Consider the following 23179-nt stretch of genomic DNA (forward strand, 5'->3'; position numbering starts at 1 on the left):
CTCAGGGTCCGCGCCCTGGATCGACGTACCGGGGGCGAGAGTCTCCTGGCTTCCGGGTCGGACGCACCCCCGGGCCTTCCAGCAGCTTCTGACGGGCCGCCGTGGCATCTTCCGAGCGTGCTCCCCGGTGACAGTGGCGGGACCGCGCCGGACTCGCACCGGCTTCCTCTCCATGCCTCCGTTTGGCCCCAGGATCCCATCACGCGGCTGATCCACGCGTCAACCGAGGTCACGGAGGGGTTGGTCACACGGAGAGCGGGGTTCCATACTGTGCGATCGACCAGCGCGGCCAAGGGCCCGTCAGCCGCGGTTCGTGCGTTCGGGGGCTGGGGGCGCGCCGAGCGGCGCACCTACGGTTCGGTGCCATGCGCCGCAGAAAGTCCCCCGCCGCCGCCCCGCTTCCGGTGCCGTTCTCGCCCGAGGCCGCTCGCACCTACCGGGTCGGCCTCGGCCTGACCCCCGAACAGGTCGCCGAGGGCATGGCCGCCCACGGGGTACGGCTCCTGGCCGGCCACGTCCTCGCCTGGGAGCGCGGGGAGCTGCGCCCGGGCGAGGCCGAGTTCATCGCCCTCGCCCGCGCCCTGTGGTGCTCCGCGGCCGATCTCATGGGCGCCCGCCCGACCGGTCTGCGGGACCACCGCCTCGCCCGGGAGCTCCCCCAGGAGACGGTCGCCGAACGCGTCGGCATGCTGCTGCCCACCTACCAGCAGGCCGAACTGACCGGCCGGTGGGACGGGGACGTGGAGCAGACGTACGCCCTCGCCGTGGTGCTGGGCCTGCGGCTGACCGAGCTGGTCGAGGCCACCGGCCGGGCCGAGGCGCTCGACCGCCTGCTGCGCCAGTGCGTCGCGGGCCGCTGGCAGCCGCACCTGCGCGCGCTCGCCCGGCTCGTCCCCGTCGCCGAGCAGGAGCTCACCGCCGTCGTGGTCGCCCTGAGCCAGGAGCACCACGTCCCCGCCCACTGGGGCATGCCCAGCGGGCCCCGCACGCCCGCCGTGCCCGTCACCCCGCGCTTCTGGGAGCTCCTCGCGGCGCAGCCGACGATCATTCCCGTCTGACCGTTGTTTTTCGGCCTTTCGTGCCCCGGACGGACCAGTCCGGTGGCCGGAGGGTGCCGGGCCCCGGTGAACTGGTGCACGAACACCGTCCGGTCCGTGAAGCAGAGCGGGGAACGATATGCGTTGGGGAACCGCAGCCGTGGTGGCGGCCGCCGCCGTGGGGGCCGGGGCCGCCGTCCTGGTGATCGGCCGCCGGGCCTCCGAGCGGATGGTCCGACCGGGCTCCGGGCCGGACGCGGGGACGGCCGTGCAGGAGAGCGGCCCGATCCTGGTGCAGAGCCTCGGCGCCGGGCGGGTCACCTTCACCCGTCGCCCGGAGAGCCTGCGGCGCGGCCGCTGGGCGGTCGAGTGGGCGGATCACGGGCACGCGGTGGTGGAGGACATCCTGCACAGCGACGAGCGGGGCGTCACCCGGCGGCTGGTCCGCGCGGACCGGGGCACCCTGACGCCGGGCACCGAGGTCCGCTTCACTCCCCGGGTGCTGCTCGGCAACCCCACCGAGGCGCTCGGCCTCGCCTTCGCCGAGACCAGCGCCCGCGGCGAGCTGGGCGCCCTCCCGGCCTGGCACCTCGAAGGCAAGCGCGGCACCTGGGTGGTCCTGGTGCACGGCACGGAGGCCGACCGCCAGCAGACCCTGCCGGTCCTGCCGCTGCTCGACCGCCTCGGCCTGCCCGTGCTGGCCGTCACCTACCGCGGGGACGAGGGCGCCCCCGCCTCCCCGGACGGCTTCAGCCACTTCGGCGCGACCGAGTGGCGCGACGTCGAGTCGGCGGTGCGGCTGGCGCTCGACCGCGACGCCGGACGGGTGATCCTCTACGGCTGGTCGCTGGGCGCGACCATGGTGCTGCACACGGCGGCCCGCTCCGCCTGGGCGAACGCGGTCAGCGGGCTGATCCTGGACTCGCCCGTCCTCGACCTCCCCGCCTCGGCCCGCCGGGACGCCGCGCGGGCCGGTTTCACCGGTGCCGCCTCCGAACTCGGGGCGCTCGCGGCCGGGGGCCGCACCGGCGTCGACCTCGCCGACTTCTCCCGCCTCGCCGAGGGCGCGGACCTGCACGTGCCCGCCCTGGTGCTGCACAGCCCCAGCGACCGGACCGCCCCGTTCAGCGCCGCCCAGCGCCTCGCCGCCGCCCGCCCCCAGCTGGTCAACCTGCAGACCTTCCCGGGCGCGGACCACGCCGCGCTGTGGAACTCCGACCCCGACCACTACACCGAACTGCTCCGGCGCTGGCTCACCCCGCTGCTCTGAAGCAACCCGGGGCCAGCCGACCCGCGCCCTGAACGCGTGAAGCGGACCCCACCCGGCCGGGAGCCTGTTCGACTGTTTCGTCCGGGCGGCACCCTCTGCGCACGCCCCCCATGTGCGCACGGGAAGTCGGCCCGGCCGACTTCCCACGCCGAGCGCCCCGCCCGACGGCACATGCCGCCTGGCCGGATCCCACCCGTCGCGACTGCCCGCACCCCGCCGCTCCGCCACGCACCGTGACCGGCCGAACGAGTACCGCGACACCCCTGCGCAACCCTGGCATGACCCCGCCACACGTTTCCGGCCAGGCGGTTTGCCTCTGTTGCCCGGTCTTGCGGAGGTGCCGCCACCGGTCTCCCGGTCGTACGGACAACCGGATGTGACAGAAGGCCGGTGCAAGGGGAAGACTGCTCGACGTGACGTCTCGGAACCCGCGCGACCGTGATGCCCCGCTCCCGCCGACGATCGGTACCGGTGCGACGGTGACCCGTCTCCCCGGTACGGCCCACCGGCCCGCCGGTGGCAGGCCGGGCGGGGCCGGTGTACCCCGGCGACGAGGACCCGCGCCGGCGCCCGGCCGGGGCCGGGTGCCCGTGCCGGACGGCTTCCCCGCGCCGGCCGAGCTCGCGCCGCTGGCCCGTCGGATGCTGGTGGACGCCGTCCGGATCGCCCGCTGGGCCGGGGAGCTGGACGAGGTCGACAAGCGCGGCGAACTGCTCCCGGAGGACGCCCGGGCGGCGGGCCGCGCGCTGGCCATGACGGTCGGCGCCGCCGCCAAGGCCTGGGGCCAGGCGCTGCTGGTCGGCCTGGTGGAGGCCCGCGACGGCGGCGCCGGGCCCGGCTGGCGCCTGCACGCCTGGGAGCACGACGACGAGGCCGTGGTGCGCGGCTGGTCCGGGCTGTTCGACGCCTGGACGCTGCTCGCCCCGGTGCCGCCCGCCGCGCTGCGCGGAGTGTTCGCCGTCCTGGCCGGACAGGCCGTGGACCAGGCCCCGCAACTGCTGTCCTTCCTGCACCTGGTGGACGGCCCGGTGGCCGAGAGCGAACTGCTGGAGCTGCTGCGCCGCGGCCTGGACGAGCGCCGGGTCGGCGCCGCCCTCGGCGGCCCCGGCCTGTCGCCCGTGCCGCACGCCGCCTCGGCCGTCTCCGCCGTCCGCGGCACCTGCCGCGCGCCGCAGATCGACACCCCCGCCGCGGCCTCCGACGTGGCCGCCGTCCTGGACTGGATGCTGGACGGCCTGGCGGCGGTCGGCGCCGTGCTGCGCAAGGACGACGCCGCCGAGCTGTCCCCGCTGGGCCACTGGGCGGTCCGGGCGAAGCTGGAGGAGATCTGCACGGTCGCCCAGACCGCGGCCGGGCACATCGAGCAGAGCGCCTTCGAGCTGCTGAACGCCTGCGCGGACTACTCGCCGGGCCCGGCCCGGGCCGAGTTCCGCGCCTGGGTGGCGGCCCGTCCGGCGGACCGCGCAGTGGCCGAGCTGCTGGAGGCCGCCCAGGGCGACGACGCGCTGGTGCGCGGGCTCGCCTTCGAGGCGCTGCGGGTGGCCGGCGGACCGGCCGAGCAGGCGGTCCGAGCCGCGGTGGACGAGCCGGTGCTGCGCCCGTACGCGCTGCTGTGGCTGGCGGAGCGCTCGGACGAGGGCGTCTCCCCGGCGGACGTGCTGGGCGCCGAGGACGCCGCCTGGCTGTGGGTGGACACCGCGGCCGCGGTGCTGGACCACGGCGAGACGGAGCTGCTGGTCGGCCACGTGGAGGGGGCTTCGGCGGGAGACCCGGTGCGGCTGTTCGCCCGGGCCCGGCAGTCCGGCCACCCGCGGGCGGCCTCGGTGCTGACGGCGGTCTCGGGCGTGCACCCGGACCCGGGCGTGGCCCGGGCGGCCCGCCGCTCGGCCTTCAGCGTCCACACCGGCGGCGCCTGAGCCCGAAGCGGACTCCCGGAGTCGGCCCGGTCGGCTGTCGGCACGCAACGGCCCGAGCGGACACCGAGCGGACACGACGAACGACGAAGGGGAAGGTCCCGGAACCTGGTGGTTCCGGGACCTTCCCCTTCGTCGAGGCGGTCGGCCTCAGCCGAGACGCGACTCCGCGCGCCGGGCGCGGACGTCGCCGACCTTCTGGCCGACCTTCCGTCGGATGACCAGCAGCGGCGCCATCGCCGCCAGCGTGATCTGGGCGAAGGCACCCACGTGCATCAGGGTGTCACCGCCGGGCAGCCCGGTGGCCCAGGCCGCCAGGCAGCCGATCGAGACCACGATCCAGCAGAGCGTGGCGGTGGCCAGCAGCCCCTGGGGCTTCGGGTACTCGATCCGGCTGACCATGAGGTACGCGGCGCCGAAGATGGCGAGCAGTCCGGGCAGGAACGGCGGGTCGAGCAGCACGATGGCGATCACCGTCATGGCGCCCATCGGGCAGGGCATGCCCTGGAACACCCCGGGCCGCATCTTGACGGCGGAGAAGCGGGCCAGCCGCAGGACCACCGCGAGCAGCACCGTCAGCGCGATCAGCGCCGAGAGCTTGGTGTTGGAGCCCTGGGAGACCATCCCCCAGACCGCGACGAAGTAGGCCGGCGCGATGCCGAAGCTGATCAGGTCGGCCAGGTTGTCCAGTTCCGCTCCGAGGGCGGAGGAGCGGAGCTTGCGCGCCACCAGTCCGTCGAAGAGGTCGCACATCGAGCCGATCAGCAGCAGCGTCACCGCAGTGGCGGCGCTGTGCCGGTCCGGAGCGGCGTCCGGGTTGGTGATGTGCGGGACGAGCACCCCGGTGGTGATCGAGTAGATCGCCAGGAAGCCGCAGACGGCGTTCCCCAGGGTGAGGAAGTCGGCGGTGGACAGGTGCTGCGGGGAGCGCGGGGCACGCAGCTCGCGGTCGCGCGCCCAGCGGCGACGGCGCAGGGCCGTCTCCTCGTCGTCCAGGCCGACGATTGTCTCAGGATCAGTCACGGTCAAGGCGCGTCACCCCGGCTGTGGTCTTCTGGCCGACTTCGACGCCGACCTCGACGCCGGCCGGCAGGTAGGTGTCGACCCGGGACCCGAACCGGATCAGGCCGATCCGGTCGCCCTGCTCGACCTTGGTTCCGGCGGCCACGTACGGCACGATGCGGCGGGCCACGGCCCCCGCGATCTGCACCATCTCGATGTCGCCGAGCTCGGTGTCGAAGTGCCAGACGACCCGCTCGTTCTGGTCGCTGTCCTTGTTGAACGCCGGTACGAAGCCGCCCGCGACGTGCTCCACCGACGTCACCGTGCCCGGCAGGGGCGCGCGGTTGACGTGGACGTTGAGGGGGCTCATGAAGATCGCGATCCGGGTGCGGCCGTCCGGCCATGCGTCGATGCTCTGCACCACGCCGTCGGCGGGGGAGATCACTCTGCCCGTGCCGATCTCACGCTCGGGGTCGCGGAAGAACCACAGCATGCCCGCGCTGAGCGCACAGGCCGGAACCGCCGCCAGGGCCCACGTGCCGCTGCGCCGGGTGAGGGCGGTGGTGACGGCTGCCGTGGCGAGGGTGGGGACGAACCAGGGGGTGGCTCCGCGCGCGATGGTCACGCGGGGTCGCCGACCGGCCGTCGGGGCGGCGAGGGCATCGCGGTCCGTGACGGAGGTGTGAGGGGACGGGCTGATGGGCATCGAAGACCTTTGTCGCGGGGGATCATGGCCGCTGGACGGGGGCCACCGCGGAATCGGTAATAGAGGGACGGCTTGCTGTCCCGGTGGATGCTATCGGGAGCACACGGTGGGTGGGCAACCCGCCTGCTCGTTCATGTGTCCGGCGGGAGCGCGTGCGCGCGCCCCGTGTCTACGACCGTAGCTCGCCCTCGTCCGGTTCCCAAGGGACCTGACAGGGCTGGTGACTCTTGTCTCAACGAACGTGCGGTCGGAACCCGGTGGGGACACGGGCCGTGGGGCCGGCGGCGGGTGTACGGAAGCGGCCGCAGGGCGCGTCGCTGCAGCTGTACGCCCTGCGGCCGCTCTCCGGAGGGCCGTGCCGGGCCCGGCGGACCAGGCCGGGGCCCGTGACGGGGCACGGCGCTCAGCCGGGACGGGCCCGCACGCCCGTCGACCGGCGGTTCGAGAGGGGGCCGCCCGTGCGGGAGGTCGTCAACGCGGACGGCCCCGCGATCACTCGGCGATCCGGTACTCCTCCAGCAGCCGGCGCCCGACGATCATCTTCTGGATCTCCGCAGTTCCTTCACCGATGAGCAGCATCGGGGCCTCGCGGTAGAGGCGCTCGATCTCGTACTCCTTCGAGAAGCCGTAGCCGCCGTGGATCCGGAAGGCGTCCTCGACGACCTCCTTGCAGTACTCGGAGGCCAGGTACTTGGCCATGCCGGCCTCGAGGTCGTTGCGCTCGCCGCCGTCCTTCTTCCGGGCGGCCATGACCATCATCTGGTGGGCGGCCTCGACCTTGGTGGCCATCTCGGCGAGCTTGAACTGGATCGCCTGGTGCTCGGCGATCTTCTTGCCGAAGGTGGAACGCTGCTGGGCGTAGGAGATGCCCAGCTCGAAGGCGCGCCGGGCGACACCGCAGCCGCGGGCGGCGACGTTGACGCGGCCGACCTCGACGCCGTCCATCATCTGGTAGAAGCCGCGGCCCGGGACGCCGCCGAGGACCCGGTCGGCGGGGATCCGGACGTCCTGGAGGACCAGCTCGGTGGTGTCGACGCCCTTGTAGCCCATCTTCTCGATCTTGCCGGGCACGGTCAGGCCGGGAACCGCGGGGTTCGGGCCGAAACCGGCCTCCTTCTCGATCAGGAAGGTGGTCATGTTCTTGTACGGGGTGTCGCCGCCCTCGTCGGTCTTGCACAGGACCGCGACGAGGGTGGAGGTGCCGCCGTTGGTGAGCCACATCTTCTGGCCGTTGAGGACGTAGCAGTCGCCGTCCCTGACCCCCTTGGTGGAGATGGCCGAGACGTCGGAGCCGAGGCCGGGCTCGGACATCGAGAAGGCGCCGCGGATCTCGCCGGCGGCCATCTTCGGCAGGAAGTGGTCCTTCTGCTCCTGGGTGCCGTGGGCGTTGATCATGTGCGCCACGATGAAGTGGGTGTTCACGATGCCGGAGACCGACATCCAGCCGCGGGCGATCTCCTCGACCACCAGGGCGTAGGTGAGCAGCGACTCGCCGAGGCCGCCGTACTCCTCGGGGATGGTGAGGCCGAACAGCCCGAGCTGCTTCATGCCCTCGACGATGGCGGTCGGGTACTCGTCCTTGTGCTCCAGCTCGGTCGCGACCGGAATGATCTCCTTGTCGACGAAATCCCGCACGGTGGCGAGGATGTCCCGCTGGATCTCGGTGAGGCCGTCGGTCTGTGCGAGGCGTCCCATCGTGCGGCTCCGAAATGGTCTGAGGGGTGGGAAAGTCCGTGGACCCCCGGGAAGGCCCCGGGGGGGGGGATTACGGGGGCCCTGCCGGCGTGGCTGCGGCAGCAGGGCCCCCGTCCGGGTGGGGGTCGGCCGATGACGGCGGCCTTCCCGTCCGGGGTCTCTTCAGGAGGGGGGTGTCAGAGGGGGGTGTCAGGCGAGGGGCTCGGGACGGCCGGGCTGCTCGCCGCCGCGCTCCTTGGTGTAGGTCGCGGTCGGCACCATCACCTTGCGGCGGAAGACGCAGACGACCGTGCCGTCCTGCTTGTAGCCCTTGGTCTCGACGTACACGATGCCCCGGTCGTCCTTGGACTTGGAGGGCCACTTGTCGAGCACGGTGGTCTCGCCGTAGACGGTGTCGCCGTGGAAGGTCGGCGCGATGTGGCGCAGCGACTCGATCTCCAGGTTGGCGATCGCCTTGCCGGAGACGTCCGGGACGGACATGCCGAGCAGCAGCGAGTAGATGTAGTTGCCCACCACGACGTTCCGGCCGAAGTCCGTCGTCTTCTCCGCGTAATTGGTGTCCATGTGGAGCGGGTGGTGGTTCATGGTGAGCAGACAGAACAGGTGGTCGTCGTACTCGGTGACGGTCTTCCCGGGCCAGTGCTTGTAGACCGCGCCGACCTCGAACTCCTCGTAGGTGCGTCCGAACTGCATGGCTCAGGCCCTCAGCTTTCCGGGATCTCGAACTTGGTGGTGCGCTCCATGCCGGCGGCCCGGCCCTTGCCGGCGATGACCAGGGCCATCTTGCGGCTGGCCTCGTCGATCATCTCGTCGCCGAGCATCGCGGAGCCCTTGGCGCCGCCCGCCTCGGAGGTGCAGTAGTCGTAGGCGTCGAGGATCAGCTCGGCGTGGTCGTAGTCCTCCTGCGAGGGCGAGAAGATCTCGTTCGCGGCGGCGACCTGGTCCGGGTGCAGCACCCACTTGCCGTCGAAGCCGAGGGCGGCGGAGCGGCCGGCCACCTCGCGGTAACCCTCCTGGTTGCGGATCTGCAGGTAGGGGCCGTCGATCGCCTGGAGGTCGTTGGCGCGGGCGGCCATCAGGATCCGCATCAGGATGTAGTGGTAGGCGTCGGCCGGGTAGCCGGGCGGCTGCTCACCGACCACCAGGGACTTCATGTTGATCGAGGCCATGAAGTCGGCGGGGCCGAAGATGATGGTCTCCAGCCGGGGCGAGGCCTCGGCGATGGCGTCGACGTTGATCAGGCCCTTGGCGTTCTCGATCTGCGCCTCGATGCCGATCCGGCCGACCTCGAAGCCCATGGTCTTCTCGATCTGGGTGAGCAGCAGGTCGAGCGCCTTGACCTGCTCGGCGTCCTGGACCTTGGGGAGCATGATGCAGTCCAGGTTCGGGCCGGCGCCCTCGACGACGGTGATCACGTCGCGGTAGGTCCAGTGGGTGGTCCAGTCGTTGACCCGGACCACACGGGTCTTGCCGCCCCAGTCGCCGTTGTTCAGCGCGTCGACGATGGTGTGGCGGGCGCTCTCCTTGACCAGGGGGGCGCAGGCGTCCTCCAGGTCGAGGAAGACCTGGTCGGCCGGCAGGCCCTGGGCCTTCTCGAGGAAGCGCGGGTTGCTGCCCGGTACGGCGAGGCAGGAGCGGCGGGGGCGCAGGCGGTTGACAGTCGTCATGGGGGTGGTTCGGTTCCTTCCCAGTGGTCAGCTGGTCAGCTGGTCAGTTCGTGGCCGGGGACGGTGCGGGCGTCCACGGCTGGAGCTTGTTGGCGAGCCGGATCTCGTCCACGATCCGGCCGATGATGGTCGTGATGCCGAAGTCCTTCGGGGTGAACACGGCGGCGACGCCGGCGGCCTTGAGGGCCTCGCCGTCCGCTGCCGGGATGATGCCACCCACGATCACCGGGACATCCTCCACCCCGGCGCGGCGCAGCCGCTTCAGGACGTCGGGCACCAGCTCGGCGTGCGCGCCGGAGAGGATGGACAGGCCCACGCAGTGCACGTCCTCCGCGACGGCGGCGGAGACGATCTGCTCCGGGGTCAGCCGGATGCCCTGATAGACCACTTCGAAGCCGGCGTCGCGGGCCCGCACGGCGATCTGCTCGGCGCCGTTGGAGTGCCCGTCCAGGCCGGGCTTGCCGACGAGCAGGCGCAGCTTGCCGGCGCCCAGTTCCTCGGCGGTGGCGGCGACCGCGGCGCGGACCTGCTCCAGCTCCCCGCCGGGTTCGGCGGCCACCGCGACGGGCGCGCCGCCGACGCCGGTGGGCGCGCGGTACTCGCCGAACACCTCGCGCAGGGCGAAGGACCACTCGCCGGTGGTGACCCCGGCCCGGGCGCAGGCGAGCGTGGCCGGCATCAGGTTGGCCTCGGTGGCGGCGACGGCCTTGAGCTCGGCCAGGGCCCGCTGGGCGGCGGCCTCGTCGCGCCGGCCGCGCCAGTCCTCCAGTGCGGCCAGCACGGACTGCTCGGAGGCCGGGTCGACGACCATGATCGCGGTGTCGAGGTCGGCGGTGAGCGGGCTGGGCTCGGTGGTGTCGAAGCAGTTGACGCCGACGATCTTGTCCTCACCGGACTCGATCCGGGCCCGGCGGGCGGCGTGCGAGGCGACCAGGTTGGACTTGAGGTAGCCGGACTCGACGGCCGGGATCACCCCGCCCATCTCCAGCACCTTGGCGATCTCCGCCTCGGCACCGGCCAGCAGTTCCGCCGTCTTGGCCTCGATCACCTCGGAGCCGTTGAAGATGTCGCCGTACTCCAGCAGGTCCGACTCGTACGCCAGCACCTGCTGGATCCGCAGCGACCACTGCTGGTCCCACGGGCGGGGCAGGCCGAGCGCCTCGTTCCAGGCGGGCAGTTGGACGGCCCGGGCGCGGGCGTCCTTGGAGAGGGTGACGGCCAGCATCTCCAGGACGATCCGCTGGACGTTGTTCTCCGGCTGGGCCTCGGTCAGGCCGAGCGAGTTGACCTGGACGCCGTAGCGGAACCGGCGCTGCTTGGGGTCGGCGACGCCGTAGCGCTCCAGCGTGACCTTCTCCCAGAGCCGGGCGAAGGCGCGCATCTTGCACATCTCCTCGACGAAGCGCACGCCGGCGTTCACGAAGAAGGAGATCCGGGCGACCACGTCGCCCATCCGCTCGGCCGGCACCTGGCCGGAGTCGCGGACGGCGTCGAGCACCGAGATGGCGGTGCACATCGCGTACGCGATCTCCTGGACGGGCGTGGCGCCGGCCTCCTGGAGGTGGTAGCTGCAGATGTTGATCGGGTTCCACTTGGGGATGTTGCCGACCGTGTAGGCGATCATGTCGGTGATCAGCCGCACCGACGGGCCGGGCGGGAAGACGTGCGTCCCGCGCGACAGGTACTCCTTGACGATGTCGTTCTGGGTGGTGCCGGTGAGCTTGGCGATGTCGGCGCCCTGCTCCTCGGCGACCACCTGGTAGAGCGCCAGCAGCCACATCGCGGTGGCGTTGATCGTCATGGAGGTGTTGGTCTGTTCGAGCGGGATGCCGTCGAACAGGGCGCGCATGTCGCCGACGTGGCCCACCGGCACGCCGACCCGGCCCACCTCGCCGCGGGCGAGGATGTGGTCGGAGTCGTAGCCGGTCTGGGTCGGCAGGTCGAAGGCGACGGACAGACCGGTCTGGCCCTTCGCCAGGTTCCGCCGGTAGAGCGCGTTGGAGTCGCGCGCGGTGGAGTGGCCGGCGTAGGTGCGCATCAGCCAGGGCCGGTCGCGCTTCTGGGGGTCGGTCATCGGAGGTCCCTCAGACGTTCCGGCCGGGCTTGACGTCCCGCTCGTCAAGCTCGCGGAAGAGGTTGATGGCGGGCAGGTGCTTCGCGCGGAGCTCGTGGTCGCGCACGCCCAGGCCCTCCTCGGGCGCCAGGCAGAGCACGCCGACCTTGCCCTGGTGCTTGTTGTGGTGCACGTCGAGCGCGGCCTGGCCGGTCTCCTCCAGGGAGTAGACCTTGGACAGGGTCGGGTGGATCTTGCCCTTGGCGATCAGGCGGTTGGCCTCGAAGGCCTCGCGGTAGTTGGCGAAGTGCGAGCCGACGATGCGCTTGAGCGACATCCACAGGTAGCGGTTGTCGTACTGGTGCATGTAGCCGGAGGTGGAGGCGCAGGTGACGATGGTGCCGCCCTTGCGGGTGACGTACACCGAGGCGCCGAAGGTCTCCCGGCCCGGGTGCTCGAAGACGATGTCGACGTCCTCGCCGCCGGTGAACTCGCGGATCTTGGCGCCCAGGCGCTTCCACTCGCGCGGGTCCTGGTTGTTCTCGTCCTTCCAGAACCGGTAGCCCTCGGCGGAGCGGTCGATGATCGCCTCGGCGCCCATGGCGCGGCAGATGTCGGCCTTGGTCTCGCTGGAGACCACGCAGATCGGGGTGGCGCCGCCGGCCAGCGCGTACTGGGTGGCGTACGAGCCGAGGCCGCCGCTGGCGCCCCAGATCAGCACGTTGTCGCCCTGCTTCATGCCGGCGCCGTTCTGCGAGACCAGCTGGCGGTAGGCGGTGGAGTTGACCAGACCGGGGGAGGCGGCCTCCTCCCAGGTGAGGTGCTTGGGCTTGGGCAGCAGCTGGTTGGTCTTCACCAGCGCGATCTGCGCCAGCCCGCCGAAGTTGGTCTCGAAGCCCCAGATGCGCTGCTCCGGGTCCATCATCGTGTCGTTGTGGCCGTCCGGGGACTCCAGTTCGACCGACAGGCAGTGGGCGACGACCTCGTCGCCGGGCTTCCAGGCGTTGACCCCGGCGCCGGTGCGCAGCACCACGCCGGCGAGGTCGGATCCGAGCACGTGGTAGGGCAGGTCGTGGCGCTTGGTGAGCGGCGACAGCCGGCCGTAGCGCTCCAGGAACCCGAAGGTGGAGACCGGCTCGAAGATCGAGCTCCACACGGTGTTGTAGTTCACCGAGCTGGCCATGACGGCGACCAGGGCCTCGCCGGGGCCCAGCTCGGGCAGGGCCACCTCGTCGAGGTGGAGGGACTTCCGGGGGTCCTTGTCGCGGCTGTCGAGGCCGGCGAACATCTGCTCCTCGTCCTTGTGGAGCGTCACCGCCCGGTAGGACTCGGGGAGCTTGACGGCGGCGAAGTCCTCCGACGTGGCGTCGTTGCTGAGGATCGCGTCGAGGATTTCCTGCATGGCTGCCTCCGAAGGCGTACCTGTGTGAGGGTCACAGGGCGTCTGGGGGAGCCGGGAGCGGACACCGGCTTCGCTGAGGTGGGTGGTTGGCGGTCAGGCTGTCGCCCGGTGGTGGTCCGGGCGGGACTGCACTGCTCCCGGGGTGTGGGAACGCCTGCCGACGGCGCGCCGAGGTGGGGAGCCGCGGCGCCGCGACTGGTGGGTAACAAGGTAGTGGCACCCTGTGCCACTCGTAAAGACACCGGGTGTCAGGAATTCCGATGCCTGGAAAAGCTGCGGAACACGCGTGGCGGTGGTACGCGAAGGGCCCCCGCCGATCACCCGGCGCGGGCCCTTGCTACGTCTCCTACCTGCGGAAATGGGCGCCTCAGTGGTCCTGGGCGGCACTCAGCGCGGCGCGGATGCTGTCCACCACGACGTCCAGCGGGGCGTCCGTCCGGGCGACTGTGATGAGTACCTCACCTCCGGGGCTGGCACTCAGTGCGCTCTCCGCCAGCGGCTCCCCAGGAGCTCCACTGGCACCGGGTGCCACCAGTGACCCGCGCCGTCTGGCCCCCGGCTCGCTGGCCGCCCAGAAGGTCCGCCGGATCACCTCGAAGGAGTGGTCCAGCTGCGCCTCCACGTCCCCCCGGCCGCCGGCCCGCAGCCAGCGCCGCAGCACGTGGTTGTGCGCGGCGACGACGGCCGCCGCCGACACCTCGGCCAGCATCGAGTCGTCCTCGCCGCCGCGCTGCCAGCCCGACGGGATCGACTCGCCGGTGTCGAACCGGCCCAGCAGGTAGCGCGTGAACAGCCGCTCGTACCGCGCCACCACGGCGATCTCCCGCTCGCGCAGCGCCGGCACCTGACGGATCAGCTGGTACCGCGCGACGGACACCCCCGGGGTGGAGGCGTACATCCGCAGCACCTCCTTGATGCCCCGGCAGACCACGTCCAGCGGGTGCTCCTCCGGCTCGGCGCTGGCCAGCAGGTCGGCCACCCGGACGAGGGTGTCGTCATGGTCCGGGAAGATCGCCTCCTCCTTGGACCGGAAGTACCGGAAGAAGGTGCGCCGGGCCACCCCGGCGGCCGCCGCGATCTGGTCGACCGTGGTCTCCTCGTAGCCCTGCGAGGCGAACAGCTCCATCGCGGCCGCGGCCAGGTCCTGCCGCATCTGCTGGCGCTGCGCCGCAGCCCGGCGGCTGCCCGGCCCGCCGTCCGGCCCGGTGCCGCCGGCCGAGGGGGCCGTCCGGTCGGTGCCGCGCGGCGCGGCGGACTGCTGCGGCGCGGACTGCCGCGGGGCGGACTGCTGCGGGGTGGCTGACTGAACCCGATCCATGTCCGGAACGCTACACGGCCCCGGCGGCGGCGCCGCGGCCCTTCCCCGGCGCACCGGCGCCACCGGACCGGTCACGGCCGGCCTGGGCCAACGCGCCGACACCGTCCCCGGGGTCCAGCCCGGGCGCGCGGCCGGCGCGGACCCGTGCGGCGCGGCATCGCCCCCGGCCTGTGCGGCGCCGCCGGCCTGTGCGGTGGTCACCGGCGGGCGTGGTCGCGGAAGCCGCGGCCGGTCTTGCGGCCCAGGCAGCCGGCCGCGACCAGGTGCTCCAGCAGCGGTGCCGCGGCCAGGCCCGGCTCCCGGAACTCCTGGTGCAGCACCTGCTCGATGGCCAACGACACGTCCAGGCCGACCACGTCCAGCAGCTCGAACGGGCCCATCGGGTAGCCGCAGCCCAGCTTCATCGCGGTGTCGATGTCGTCCACCGTCGCGTAGTGCTCCTGGAGCATCCGCACCGCGTCGTTGAGGTAGGGGAACAGCAGCGCGTTGACGATGAAGCCGGCCCGGTCGCCGCACTCCACCGGGTGCTTGCGGACCTTCGCGGTCAGCTCCAGCACCGTCGCGGTGACGTCCGGGGCGGTCAGCACGGTGGAGACCACCTCGACCAGCTTCATCGCCGGGGCGGGGTTGAAGAAGTGCATGCCGATCACGTCCTGCGGCCGCGAGGTGGCGGTCGCGCAGCTGATCACCGGCAGCGAGGAGGTGGTGGTGGCGAGCACCGCGCCCGGGCGGACGATCTTGTCCAGGGTGGCGAACAGCTCCCGCTTGACCGCCAGGTCCTCGGCGACCGCCTCGACCACCAGGTCCACGTCCGCCAGCTCGGTGTACTGGCCGACCGGGGTGACCAGCTCCAGCGCGGCGTCCCGCTGCTCGGCGGACATCCGGCCCTTGGCGACGGACCGCTCCAGCGACCTGGCCAGCTGCGCCTTCGCCCGGTCCGCCTTCTCCTGGCTACGGGCCGCCAGCAGCACCGGGTGCCCGGCCTTGGCGAAGACCTCGACGATCCCGGTGGCCATCGTCCCCGAGCCGCAGACGCCGACGGTGCGGACGGCCCGGCCGGGCACCTTCGGCAGCGCCGGTCCCGTCGCCGCGTCCACCGGCCTGGACGAGCCCGGCGCCTCGTAGGTGTAGAAGCCGCGCCCGGACTTGCGGCCCAGCAGCCCGGCCGAGACCAGCTGGCCGAGGATCGGCGCGGGGGCGTGCAGCCGGTCGCGGGACTGCTCGTACATCGCCTCCAGCACGGTGCGCGCGGTGTCGATGCCGATCAGGTCGAGCAGCGCCAGCGGGCCCATCGGCAGGCCGCAGCCGAGCCGCATCGCGGCGTCGATGTCCTCCCGGGACGCGTACTTGGACTCGTACATCGCCGCGGCCTGGTTCAGGTACGCGAACAGCAGGCCGTTCACCACGAAGCCGGCCCGGTCGCCCGCCGCCACCGGCTCCTTGCCCAGGTCGCGGGCGAAGGCCGCGGCGTCCTCGGCGGTCTGCGGGGAGGTCAGCACGGTGCGCACCACCTCGACCAGCTTCATGGTGTGCACCGGGTTGAAGAAGTGCAGGCCCAGCACCCGCTCCGGACGGGCGGTCGCGGCCGCGATCCGGGTCACCGACAGCGCGGTGGTGCCGGTGGCCAGCACGGTGCTCTGCGGGCAGATCCGGTCCAGCTCGGCGAAGACCTCCCGCTTCAGCTCCAGCTGCTCGGGCACCTCCTCGATCACCAGGTCCGCCTCGGCGGCCGCCGCCAGGACGTGCCCGACCGAGATCCGGGCGAGCAGCGCGGTGCGCTCCTCGGCGGTGATCCGCTCCCGGTCGACCGCGTGCGCGGTCGCCGCCTCGATCCGGGCCAGCGCCCGGGCGGCCGAGTCCTCGTTCGCCTCGATGCCGATCACCCGGCGGCCGCTCCTGGCGACCGCCACGGCGACGCCGGCACCCATCGTGCCGAGGCCGACGACGGCCACGGTGGGAAAGGGACGCTCCATGTCCTGACTCCTAGTCATGAAGGGCCCGCGCGTGCTCCGGCGGGCACGCCGCCGCGCCCGTCGACGGCGACGGGGGACGGGGACGGACGCCACCGGAGGAGGGTCCACGCGCGGGGGCTGGGGAGATGACGGGTTCCGGCGCACCCGGGCAGCGGCCGGTCCGCTCCGGCCGAACTGCGGGGTGCGCCGTGGTGCTCAGGCGCTCGAAGGTGAAGGAAGCGACCCTGATCCGAGGGAAGGAACCCGGCCGGCCGCCGTTCGGCGGCACCGGCCGGTGAAGACGCACTGCGCCCGCCGCGGACGCGGCGACCGCGACCTCCCGCCGGTGCGGCTCCCGAAGCCCGGCGGTGGTGCGTGTCCGGCCACTGTAGCGAAGCTACTGATCGGTAGGAAGGGGCGCGGACGGAAAACCGTTCGGGCCCGGGGCGCGACCTCCGGCGGCCTCGGGCCCGCTCCTGCGGGGCGCTTCCCCTCGAACGGGTGAACGGGAGGACGGTCGTCCGTTTGGACCACCCGATAGGGGAGTTACGGAATCCCAAAGTGAGGGGCAGCATGGTGACATGAGCATCGGAACCGCCAGCGCCCATGCCGACCGGTCCGTCGACCCCGCCGACCCCGCCGGGCCGGTCGGCGAGGCCGCCCTCGCGGCCGCCGTCGCGCTGCCCCCGAGGGCCGAGCGCGCCGAGCGGGCGGAGCAGGCCGCCGACCGACTGCGCACCGCCGCCGTCGACGTCGTGGCCGTCACCTGGGTGGACAACGCGGGCATCACCCGGGCCAAAGCGGTGCCGCTCGGCGCTCTGGTGCACGCGGCCGAGTGGGGCATCGGCACCGCGCCCTGCTTCGACCTCTTCCTCGCCGACGACGCCAGCACCACCAGCCCGGTCATCGGCGGCCCCACCGGGGACTTGCGGCTCTACCCGGACCTCGACCGGCTCGTCCCGCTGGCCGCCCAGCCCGGCTGGGCCTGGGCCCCGGGGGACCGCCACACCCAGGCCGGCGGCCCGCACCCCGGCTGCCAGCGGCTGTTCGCCCGGCGGATGGAGGCCGCCGCGGCCGCACGCGGGCTGAGCCTCAAGGCGGGCATCGAGGTCGAGTGGGTGGTCGCCCTGGACGGGCCCCCGCAGGAGGCGCCCCAGTACCCGACGCACGGCCCGGCCTATGGGATGCACCGGCTCACCGACCTCTCCGACTACCTGCGCGACGTCTTGCGCGCCCTCGGCCAGCAGGGGCTCGGCGTGCTGCAGATCCACCCCGAGTACTCCCCGGGCCAGTTCGAGGTCTCGGTCGCCCCCGAGGGCCCGGTCGGCGCCGCCGACACGGCCGTGCTGGTCCGCCACACCATCCGCGCCGTCTCCGCCAAGCACGGCCTGCGGGTCTCCTTCGCCCCCGTGGTCGAGCCCGGCGGGGTCGGCAACGGCGGGCACCTGCACCTCAGCCTCTGGCGGGACGGCCGCAACCTCGGCCACGGGGGCCCCGGGCCGCACGGCCTGACCGCCGAGGCCGAGGGCTTCCTCGCCGGGGTGCTCGACGCGCTGCCCGAACTGCTGGTGCTGGGCTGCTCCAGCCCGGCCGGGTACCTGCGCCTGGTGCCCCAGCACTGGGCCGGCGCCTACCAGTGCTGGGGCCTGGAGAACCGGGAAGCCGCGCTGCGGCTGGTCACCGGCTCCACCGGGGAGCGGGCCGCCGCGGCGAACGCCGAGGTCAAGTGCTTCGACGCGACCGCCAACCCGTACCTGGCGGTCGGCGCGGTGCTCGCCGCCGGCCTCGCTGGGCTGGAGCAGCGCCGGACGCTGCCACCGGAGTTCACCGGGGACCCTGCCGTCGCCGAGCCCGGCACGGTGCCCCGGCTGCCGCAGAGCCCGGCCGAGGCGATCGCCGCCTACGAGCGCTCGGCCGTACTGCGCGAGGCGCTCGGCGAGCCGCTGTACCAGGCGGTGCTGGCGGTGCGGCGCGCCGAGGCCGAGCAGTACGCGGACGTCGGGCCCGAGCAGCTGATCGCGGCCACCCGCTGGCGGTACTGACCGGTGCCCCGGCTGGAGGCTCCCCAACTGGTCGACCACCACTGCCACAGCGTGGTGGCGGCCGAACTCGCCGAAGACGACCTGGCCGGCCTGCTCACCGAGTCGGACCGGCCGCCCGCGCCCGGCTGCTCGCCCTTCGACAGCGCGATCGGCCTGGCGGTGCGGCGCTGGTGCCCGCCCGCGCTCGGCCTGCCCGCGCACACCCCCGCCGCCGAATACCTGGCCCGGCGGCGCGAGCTGGGCGCCGCCGAGGCCACCCGGCGGCTGCTCGCCGCCGCCGGGCTGGACACCTACCTGGTGGACACCGGGCTGACGGCCGCGGCCGGCCACGAGTTGCTGCCCCTGACCGAACTCGCCGGGGTCACCGGGGCGACGGTGCGCGAGGTGGTCCGGCTGGAGACGGTCGCCGAGGCGGTGACGGCCGACGCCGGGGACTGGCCCCGGGCCGTCGGCGAGGCGCTCGCGGCGGCCGCCGGCAACGCCGTCGCGGTCAAGTCGGTGCTGGCCTACCGGCACGGCCTGGCCGTGCCGGCCGAACGGCCCGCGCGCGCCGCCGTGGTGGCCGCCGCGGGCAGCCGGCTGCGGGGCGGGCTCGGCCGGCTGGAGGATCCGGTGCTGCTGCACCACCTGCTCTGGACGGCCGTGGACGTCTGCGCCGAGCTCGGCCTGCCGATCCAACTCCACACCGGCTTCGGCGATCCCGACCTCACCCTGCACCGGGCCGACCCGTCCCTGCTGACCGACTTCGTCCGCGCCGCCGAGCCGAGCGGCGTTCCGCTGGTGCTGCTGCACGCCTACCCGTACCACCGGCAGGCCGCCTGGTTGGCCCAGGCCTTCCCGACGGTCCACACCGACCTCGGGCTGACGGCCTCCTACACCGGGCCGCGGGTGGCCGCCGTCCTCGGTGAGATGCTGGAACTCGCGCCGTTCGGCAAATTGCTGTTCTCCACCGACGCCTACGGGCTGCCCGAACTGTTCCTGGTGGGCGCCGCTCAGTTCCGACACGGACTGGGTGCGCTGCTGGCCGAGTGGCGGGCCGACGGAGCCTGCTCGGAGGCGGACGCGCAGCGCCTGGCGAGGATGGTCGCCGCGGACAACGCCCGTCGACTGTACGGGCTTTGACGCGGTCCGCTCGGAAACGAGCGGTCACGCCCGTCGACTCGTCGGCGAACCATCACTTTTTAACAATCTTTACCCTGTTTTCCCTGTTCAGTCGCGGACTCCCAACTTCCGCTGTTGGTTGAGATGTGACGATTAGATGACTACCTCTTGCGCATATCAGTGAATATTCATTAACGTCCCGGTCATTCCCGGCGCATCTGTCACACCGCAGCTGCCGCCTGACGACTCGGGAGGGCCAACCCCAATGAGAGTTCCTCGGATCAGCCGGACCCGGTACGCGGCGGTGGGCGTCGTGCTCGCCACCGCCGGCGCCCTCGCGCTGCCGGCCGGCACCGCCGTCGCGGCGCCCACCGGCGACTCGACGACCGGTCCGCTGCTCAGCTACGTCGTCAACACCAAGGCCAACCACGGCCAGGTCCAGAAGGTCGAGAAGGCCGTCACCGGCCTCGGCGGCACGGTGGTCCACTCGTACGAGCAGATCGGCGTCGTGATCGCCCGCTCGAACGACACCGCGTTCGCGGCGAAGCTGCGCCTGGCCAAGGGCGTCGACTCGGTCGGCGCCAGCCGCACCAAGGGCATCACCGCCGCCGACCAGGGCAAGGCCGAGGTCGCGGCCGAGCCCGTCGGTGCCGCCGCCGCCGGCCAGGAGCCGTACGAGCCCAACCAGTGGGACATGCGCCAGATCGGTGTCGACAAGGCGCACAAGCTCTCGCTCGGCAGCCGCAACGTCACCGTCGGCGTCCTGGACTCGGGCATCGACGCCACCCACGAGGACCTGGCCGCCAACGTGGACGCCTCGCAGTCGGTGTCCTGCCTCGACGGCGCGCCGAACACCGACTGGAAGGCCTGGCAGCCCACCACCAGCGACCACGGCACCCACGTGGCCGGCACCATCGCCGCCGCCCAGAACGGCAAGGGCGTCATCGGCGTCGCCCCGAACGTGAAGCTGGCCGCGGTCAAGGTCGTCAACGACGCCGGCATGATCTACCCGGAGAACGCGATCTGCGGCTTCGTGTGGGCCGGCGAGCACGGCTTCAAGGTGACCAACAACAGCTACTACGTCGACCCGTGGATGTTCAACTGCCAGAACGACAAGGACCAGGCCGCGATCACGGACGCCGTCCGCAAGGCCGTCGCGTTCTCGCAGCGCAAGGGCGTCCTCAACGTCGCCGCCGCGGGCAACGAGAACATCGACCTGGCGCACAAGACCACCGACGTCTCCAGCCCGGACGACAGCACCCCCGGCACCCGCCCGGTCACCAAGGACTGCCTGTCGCTGCCGACCGAGCTGCCCGGCGTCGTCGCGGTCTCCGCGGTCGGTGTCAACGGTGAGAAGTCGTACTACTCCAGCTACGGCAAGGGCGTGGTGACCGTCGCCGCGCCGGGTGGCGACGCCCGCTACCAGATCCCGAACACCCCGGACAAGAACGGCCGGATCCTGTCCACCATCCCGGGCAACAAGTACGGCTACATGCAGGGCACTTCGATGGCCACCCCGCACGTCACCGGTGTGGTCGCGCTGCTCGCCTCCACCTTCCCGTGGGCGAGCCCGGACGAGCTGACCGAGCTGCTGACCAACCAGGCGGAGTCCCACGGCTGCCCGACCGGCGAGTTCAACCCGGGCGGCACCGGCCAGTGGAAGGCCACCTGCGAGGGCGGCGTGGACGACAACGGCTTCTACGGCGCGGGCATCATCAACGCCGAGAAGGCGGTCCAGTGGTGGCGCTGAGGCGCCCACCACGACGCACCGAGCACCGACGTGCTGAGCACAAAGCGCTGAGCACCGAACGCTGAGCAGAACGCGCTGAGCACCGAACGCTGAGCCGGGGAGCGGGGCCCATGGTCCCGCTCCCCACTCGCGTTGCAACGCAGGGCGCGCCAGGGGTCCGGCCGGCTCCACCCCGGGACAGCCCGGCTCCAGGAAGCGGCCTCAGGGCCTCGCCCTCACTCGAAGTGGTGCTCCCACACCGTTTCCACCGACGGCTTGCCGTGCAGGTCCGGCACGTCCTGAAGCCAGGCCGGGCGACCGGCCCGGGTGCGGGCCGCGCGCCGTCGCTCCGCCTCGCGCAGCTGCTCGGGGGTGGCGAAGCTCTCCGGCAGCCACTCCTCCGAGAGCACCACCCGGGCGGCCAGATGGCTGACGTAGGCCTGCCGGACGGCGTCCGCGGAGTCGAAGCCGGGCTCGTCGGCCAGCCACTCGTCCGGGGCCAGCGCCAGCACCTCCGTCAGCAGCTCCACGGTGACCAGCGGCCCGAGGTCCTCGTCGGCGAGCCGGACGTCCGGGGCCGAGCCGCCGAGCGCGTGGGCGCTGAGGTCGTACCGCTTGCCGACCGAGGCCCCGGCGGTGGCCCAGCGGTGGTGGAAGATCAGCGCGGCGCCGTTGTCGATCAGCCAGAGCCGGTGGTGCCAGACCACCAGGTTGGGGTTGTGCACGGTGCGGTCGACGTTGCCGGTGAGCGCGTCCAGCCAGACCACCCGCCCGGCCTCGGCGGAGTCGACCGGGACCATCCCGGGCCGGTAGTCCCGCGCACCGGGCAGCAGGTCCATCCCCAGGTTGAGGCCGGCACTGGCCTTGAGCATGTCCTGGATCTCGGTGTCGGGCTCGTCCTCGGCCACCGCCGGATCGAAGTCCACAAGCCGCAGTTCGGGCACCCGCAGCCCCAGCCGACGGGCCAGCTCGCCGACGATCACCTCGGCCACCAGCGCCTTGCGGCCCTGGGCGGCGCCGGTGAACTTGACCACGTACGTTCCCAGGTCGTCGGTCTCCACGATGCCCGGCACCGAGCCGCCGGCCCGCAGCGGGTCCACGTAGCGCAGCGCAGTCACCAGATCGAGCACACCGGCCACCCTATCCCGCCGCGTCGCGGGCCCGCCCCTGTGATTGGCTTGCCGGGAAGCGGTACGCCAGAGCGGTGCCCACCAGACGAGGAGAGCAAGGTCATGGGACAGGTACAGGCCACCACCGAGCGGGTCTACGACGCGGCCCCCGAGCGGGTGTACGAGGCGCTGGCCGACTACCAGGTGACCCGCCCGAAGCTGCTGCCCGCGCAGTACAGCGAGTACGAGGTCCGGGTCGGCGGCACCGGCGCCGGCACCCAGGTGCACTGGAAGCTCCAGGCCACCGAGAAGCGGGTGCGCGACTGCCTGTTCACCGTCTCGGCGCCCAAGCCCGACCAGCTGGTGGAGCGGGACGCCAACTCCAGCATGGTGATCACCTGGACCGTCGCGGCCGCCGGCGAGGGCCGCACCAAGGTCACCGTCACCGCCACCTGGCAGGGCGCGACCGGCATCGGCGGCTTCTTCGAGCGCACCTTCGCTCCCAAGGGCCTGAACCGGATCCACGACCAGGTGCTGGCGAACCTGGCGGCCGAGGTCCGCTGAGGTCCGCTGAGGTCCCAGATCCGCTGAGGCCCGCTGAGCCCGGCCGGACCCGCCCGGAGTCCGGCCCGGAACCAGCCGCCGGAACCCGCCCGCAGTCCCGCCGGAATCGAGACGGGCCCCGGCGGACCTCCCCGCGAATCCCCGGACGGATCCCGGCGGTTCCGGTGAAGCGGGTGAAGCCGGTGAAGCCGGTGAATCGACCGGAGTTTCGAGCGTCCCGTCCACCCGTACGATCTGAAAGCCGTACGGGTGGATGGCCCGCCACCTGCGGGTGACGGGGACCTCCCCGCACGGGGGAGCCACCCTAGGCTCGCCAACCGTGCATATGACGATCCTTCACATTTCGCAGCCGGTGGACGGCGGAGTCGCCCGCGTCGTCGTCGATCTGGTCCGGGGGCAGCGCGAGGCCGGGCACCGGGTGCTGGTCGCCTGCCCGGGCGGCGGCCGGCTGGCCGAGGAGGCCGCCGCGGTGGGCGCGCTGGTCCGGGACTGGGGGGGGGAGGGGGGGGGGGGCCCCCCCCCCCCCCCCCAGGGCCGGCGGGGGCGCCGGAGCGTGCCGGGTTTCGGGCCCTAAATGGTCCCCCCTCACAACGCCCAAACGCGGACGGGTAGCCAGCTG

18 protein-coding genes and 1 riboswitch are annotated in these 23179 nt (G+C 72.8%); of the genes, 8 read left to right on the forward strand and 10 right to left on the reverse strand.

Features of this window, described 5'->3' with window-relative positions; genetic code table 11:
- Positions 1–39: 39 nt before the first annotated feature.
- Positions 40–168, reverse strand: a riboswitch (cobalamin riboswitch).
- A gap of 197 nt (positions 169–365) precedes the next feature.
- The 3 genes from ACZ4WV_RS21960 (at position 366) to ACZ4WV_RS21970 (ending at position 4223) form a co-directional block, all read left to right on the forward strand.
- Positions 366–1058 (forward strand): transcriptional regulator, encoded by a 693-nt coding sequence (locus ACZ4WV_RS21960; protein ID WP_465749177.1) that lies wholly within the window; start codon positions 366–368, stop codon positions 1056–1058.
- A 118-nt stretch (positions 1059–1176) separates the two neighbouring features.
- Entirely contained in the window at positions 1177–2307 is a 1131-nt protein-coding gene (locus ACZ4WV_RS21965) for an alpha/beta hydrolase (protein WP_465749179.1), read from the forward strand.
- A 584-nt stretch (positions 2308–2891) separates the two neighbouring features.
- Entirely contained in the window at positions 2892–4223 is a 1332-nt protein-coding gene (locus ACZ4WV_RS21970; RefSeq protein WP_465749181.1) for a hypothetical protein, read from the forward strand.
- Positions 4224–4370: 147 nt separating this feature from the next.
- Here the strand turns inward: ACZ4WV_RS21970 and ACZ4WV_RS21975 are convergent, their stop codons facing one another.
- The 9 genes from ACZ4WV_RS21975 to ACZ4WV_RS22015 all read right to left on the reverse strand — a co-directional run bounded on the left by ACZ4WV_RS21975 (position 4371) and on the right by ACZ4WV_RS22015 (position 16036).
- Positions 4371–5249, reverse strand: a complete 879-nt coding sequence (locus ACZ4WV_RS21975; RefSeq protein ID WP_392903669.1) for a CDP-alcohol phosphatidyltransferase family protein — start codon at positions 5247–5249, stop codon at positions 4371–4373.
- Positions 5236–5928: a phosphatidylserine decarboxylase gene (locus ACZ4WV_RS21980; RefSeq protein WP_465749183.1), complete on the reverse strand. Its 693-nt coding sequence runs from the start codon at positions 5926–5928 to the stop codon at positions 5236–5238. The genes ACZ4WV_RS21975 and ACZ4WV_RS21980 overlap by 14 nt, the downstream gene beginning before the upstream one ends.
- Before the next feature lie 492 nt (positions 5929–6420).
- On the reverse strand, positions 6421–7623 hold the full coding sequence (locus tag ACZ4WV_RS21985; protein ID WP_465749185.1) for an acyl-CoA dehydrogenase family protein: 1203 nt from the start codon (positions 7621–7623) through the stop codon (positions 6421–6423).
- Between the two features lie 189 nt (positions 7624–7812).
- Positions 7813–8316 carry a MaoC family dehydratase gene (locus ACZ4WV_RS21990; protein ID WP_465749187.1) on the reverse strand — a complete coding sequence of 168 codons (504 nt, stop codon included), beginning with the start codon at positions 8314–8316 and terminating at the stop codon, positions 7813–7815.
- Between the two features lie 11 nt (positions 8317–8327).
- Complete coding sequence (locus ACZ4WV_RS21995; RefSeq protein ID WP_465749189.1) at positions 8328–9290, reverse strand: HpcH/HpaI aldolase/citrate lyase family protein; 963 nt, start codon at positions 9288–9290, stop codon at positions 8328–8330.
- Between the two features lie 43 nt (positions 9291–9333).
- Positions 9334–11364, reverse strand: a complete 2031-nt coding sequence (locus tag ACZ4WV_RS22000) for a protein meaA (RefSeq protein ID WP_465749190.1) — start codon at positions 11362–11364, stop codon at positions 9334–9336.
- 10 nt (positions 11365–11374) lie between these two features.
- Positions 11375–12745 carry a crotonyl-CoA carboxylase/reductase gene (ccrA, locus tag ACZ4WV_RS22005; protein WP_465749191.1) on the reverse strand — a complete coding sequence of 457 codons (1371 nt, stop codon included), beginning with the start codon at positions 12743–12745 and terminating at the stop codon, positions 11375–11377.
- A 367-nt stretch (positions 12746–13112) separates the two neighbouring features.
- Positions 13113–14063 (reverse strand): TetR family transcriptional regulator, encoded by a 951-nt coding sequence (locus tag ACZ4WV_RS22010; RefSeq protein WP_465749193.1) that lies wholly within the window; start codon positions 14061–14063, stop codon positions 13113–13115.
- 197 nt (positions 14064–14260) lie between these two features.
- Positions 14261–16036 carry a 3-hydroxyacyl-CoA dehydrogenase family protein gene (locus ACZ4WV_RS22015; RefSeq protein ID WP_465749195.1) on the reverse strand — a complete coding sequence of 592 codons (1776 nt, stop codon included), beginning with the start codon at positions 16034–16036 and terminating at the stop codon, positions 14261–14263.
- A 560-nt stretch (positions 16037–16596) separates the two neighbouring features.
- On the opposite strand from ACZ4WV_RS22015, the gene ACZ4WV_RS22020 reads away from it, so the two are divergent.
- From ACZ4WV_RS22020 to ACZ4WV_RS22030, 3 genes are all read left to right on the forward strand, one after another.
- Entirely contained in the window at positions 16597–18057 is a 1461-nt protein-coding gene (locus ACZ4WV_RS22020; RefSeq protein WP_465749197.1) for a type I glutamate--ammonia ligase, read from the forward strand.
- A 3-nt stretch (positions 18058–18060) separates the two neighbouring features.
- Positions 18061–19179: an amidohydrolase family protein gene (locus tag ACZ4WV_RS22025; RefSeq protein ID WP_465749199.1), complete on the forward strand. Its 1119-nt coding sequence runs from the start codon at positions 18061–18063 to the stop codon at positions 19177–19179.
- Positions 19180–19423: 244 nt separating this feature from the next.
- A complete protein-coding gene (locus ACZ4WV_RS22030; RefSeq protein WP_465749201.1) occupies positions 19424–20908 on the forward strand; it encodes a S8 family peptidase in 1485 nt (494 codons plus the stop codon).
- A gap of 215 nt (positions 20909–21123) precedes the next feature.
- On the opposite strand, the gene ACZ4WV_RS22035 is transcribed toward ACZ4WV_RS22030, so the two are convergent.
- Positions 21124–22017, reverse strand: a complete 894-nt coding sequence (locus ACZ4WV_RS22035; RefSeq protein ID WP_465749203.1) for a HipA family kinase — start codon at positions 22015–22017, stop codon at positions 21124–21126.
- Between the two features lie 102 nt (positions 22018–22119).
- Here ACZ4WV_RS22035 and ACZ4WV_RS22040 point away from each other — a divergent pair, with 102 nt between their 5' ends.
- Positions 22120–22560, forward strand: coding sequence for an SRPBCC family protein (locus ACZ4WV_RS22040; protein WP_465749205.1), 441 nt, complete (start codon positions 22120–22122; stop codon positions 22558–22560).
- Positions 22561–22885: 325 nt separating this feature from the next.
- The gene (locus ACZ4WV_RS22045) at positions 22886–23134 is read left to right on the forward strand and encodes a glycosyltransferase (protein WP_465749207.1); all 249 of its coding nucleotides are present in this window, start codon (positions 22886–22888) and stop codon (positions 23132–23134) included.
- Positions 23135–23179: the final 45 nt, after the last annotated feature.

The organism is Kitasatospora sp. NPDC029312 (assembly GCF_055569215.1).

Coding starts and splice junctions, on each gene's coding strand:
- ACZ4WV_RS22020 (WP_465749197.1), top strand. CDS start 16,597: ATGAGCATCGGAACCGCCAGCGCCCATGCCGACCGGTCCGTCGACCCC.
- ACZ4WV_RS21965 (WP_465749179.1), top strand. CDS start 1,177: ATGCGTTGGGGAACCGCAGCCGTGGTGGCGGCCGCCGCCGTGGGGGCC.
- ACZ4WV_RS22045 (WP_465749207.1), top strand. CDS start 22,886: ATGACGATCCTTCACATTTCGCAGCCGGTGGACGGCGGAGTCGCCCGC.
- ACZ4WV_RS22015 (WP_465749195.1), bottom strand. CDS start 16,036: ATGGAGCGTCCCTTTCCCACCGTGGCCGTCGTCGGCCTCGGCACGATG.
- ACZ4WV_RS21990 (WP_465749187.1), bottom strand. CDS start 8,316: ATGCAGTTCGGACGCACCTACGAGGAGTTCGAGGTCGGCGCGGTCTAC.
- ACZ4WV_RS21995 (WP_465749189.1), bottom strand. CDS start 9,290: ATGACGACTGTCAACCGCCTGCGCCCCCGCCGCTCCTGCCTCGCCGTA.
- ACZ4WV_RS21960 (WP_465749177.1), top strand. CDS start 366: ATGCGCCGCAGAAAGTCCCCCGCCGCCGCCCCGCTTCCGGTGCCGTTC.
- ACZ4WV_RS21985 (WP_465749185.1), bottom strand. CDS start 7,623: ATGGGACGCCTCGCACAGACCGACGGCCTCACCGAGATCCAGCGGGAC.
- ACZ4WV_RS22000 (WP_465749190.1), bottom strand. CDS start 11,364: ATGACCGACCCCCAGAAGCGCGACCGGCCCTGGCTGATGCGCACCTAC.
- ccrA (WP_465749191.1), bottom strand. CDS start 12,745: ATGCAGGAAATCCTCGACGCGATCCTCAGCAACGACGCCACGTCGGAG.
- ACZ4WV_RS22030 (WP_465749201.1), top strand. CDS start 19,424: ATGAGAGTTCCTCGGATCAGCCGGACCCGGTACGCGGCGGTGGGCGTC.
- ACZ4WV_RS22040 (WP_465749205.1), top strand. CDS start 22,120: ATGGGACAGGTACAGGCCACCACCGAGCGGGTCTACGACGCGGCCCCC.
- ACZ4WV_RS22010 (WP_465749193.1), bottom strand. CDS start 14,063: ATGGATCGGGTTCAGTCAGCCACCCCGCAGCAGTCCGCCCCGCGGCAG.
- ACZ4WV_RS21980 (WP_465749183.1), bottom strand. CDS start 5,928: ATGCCCATCAGCCCGTCCCCTCACACCTCCGTCACGGACCGCGATGCC.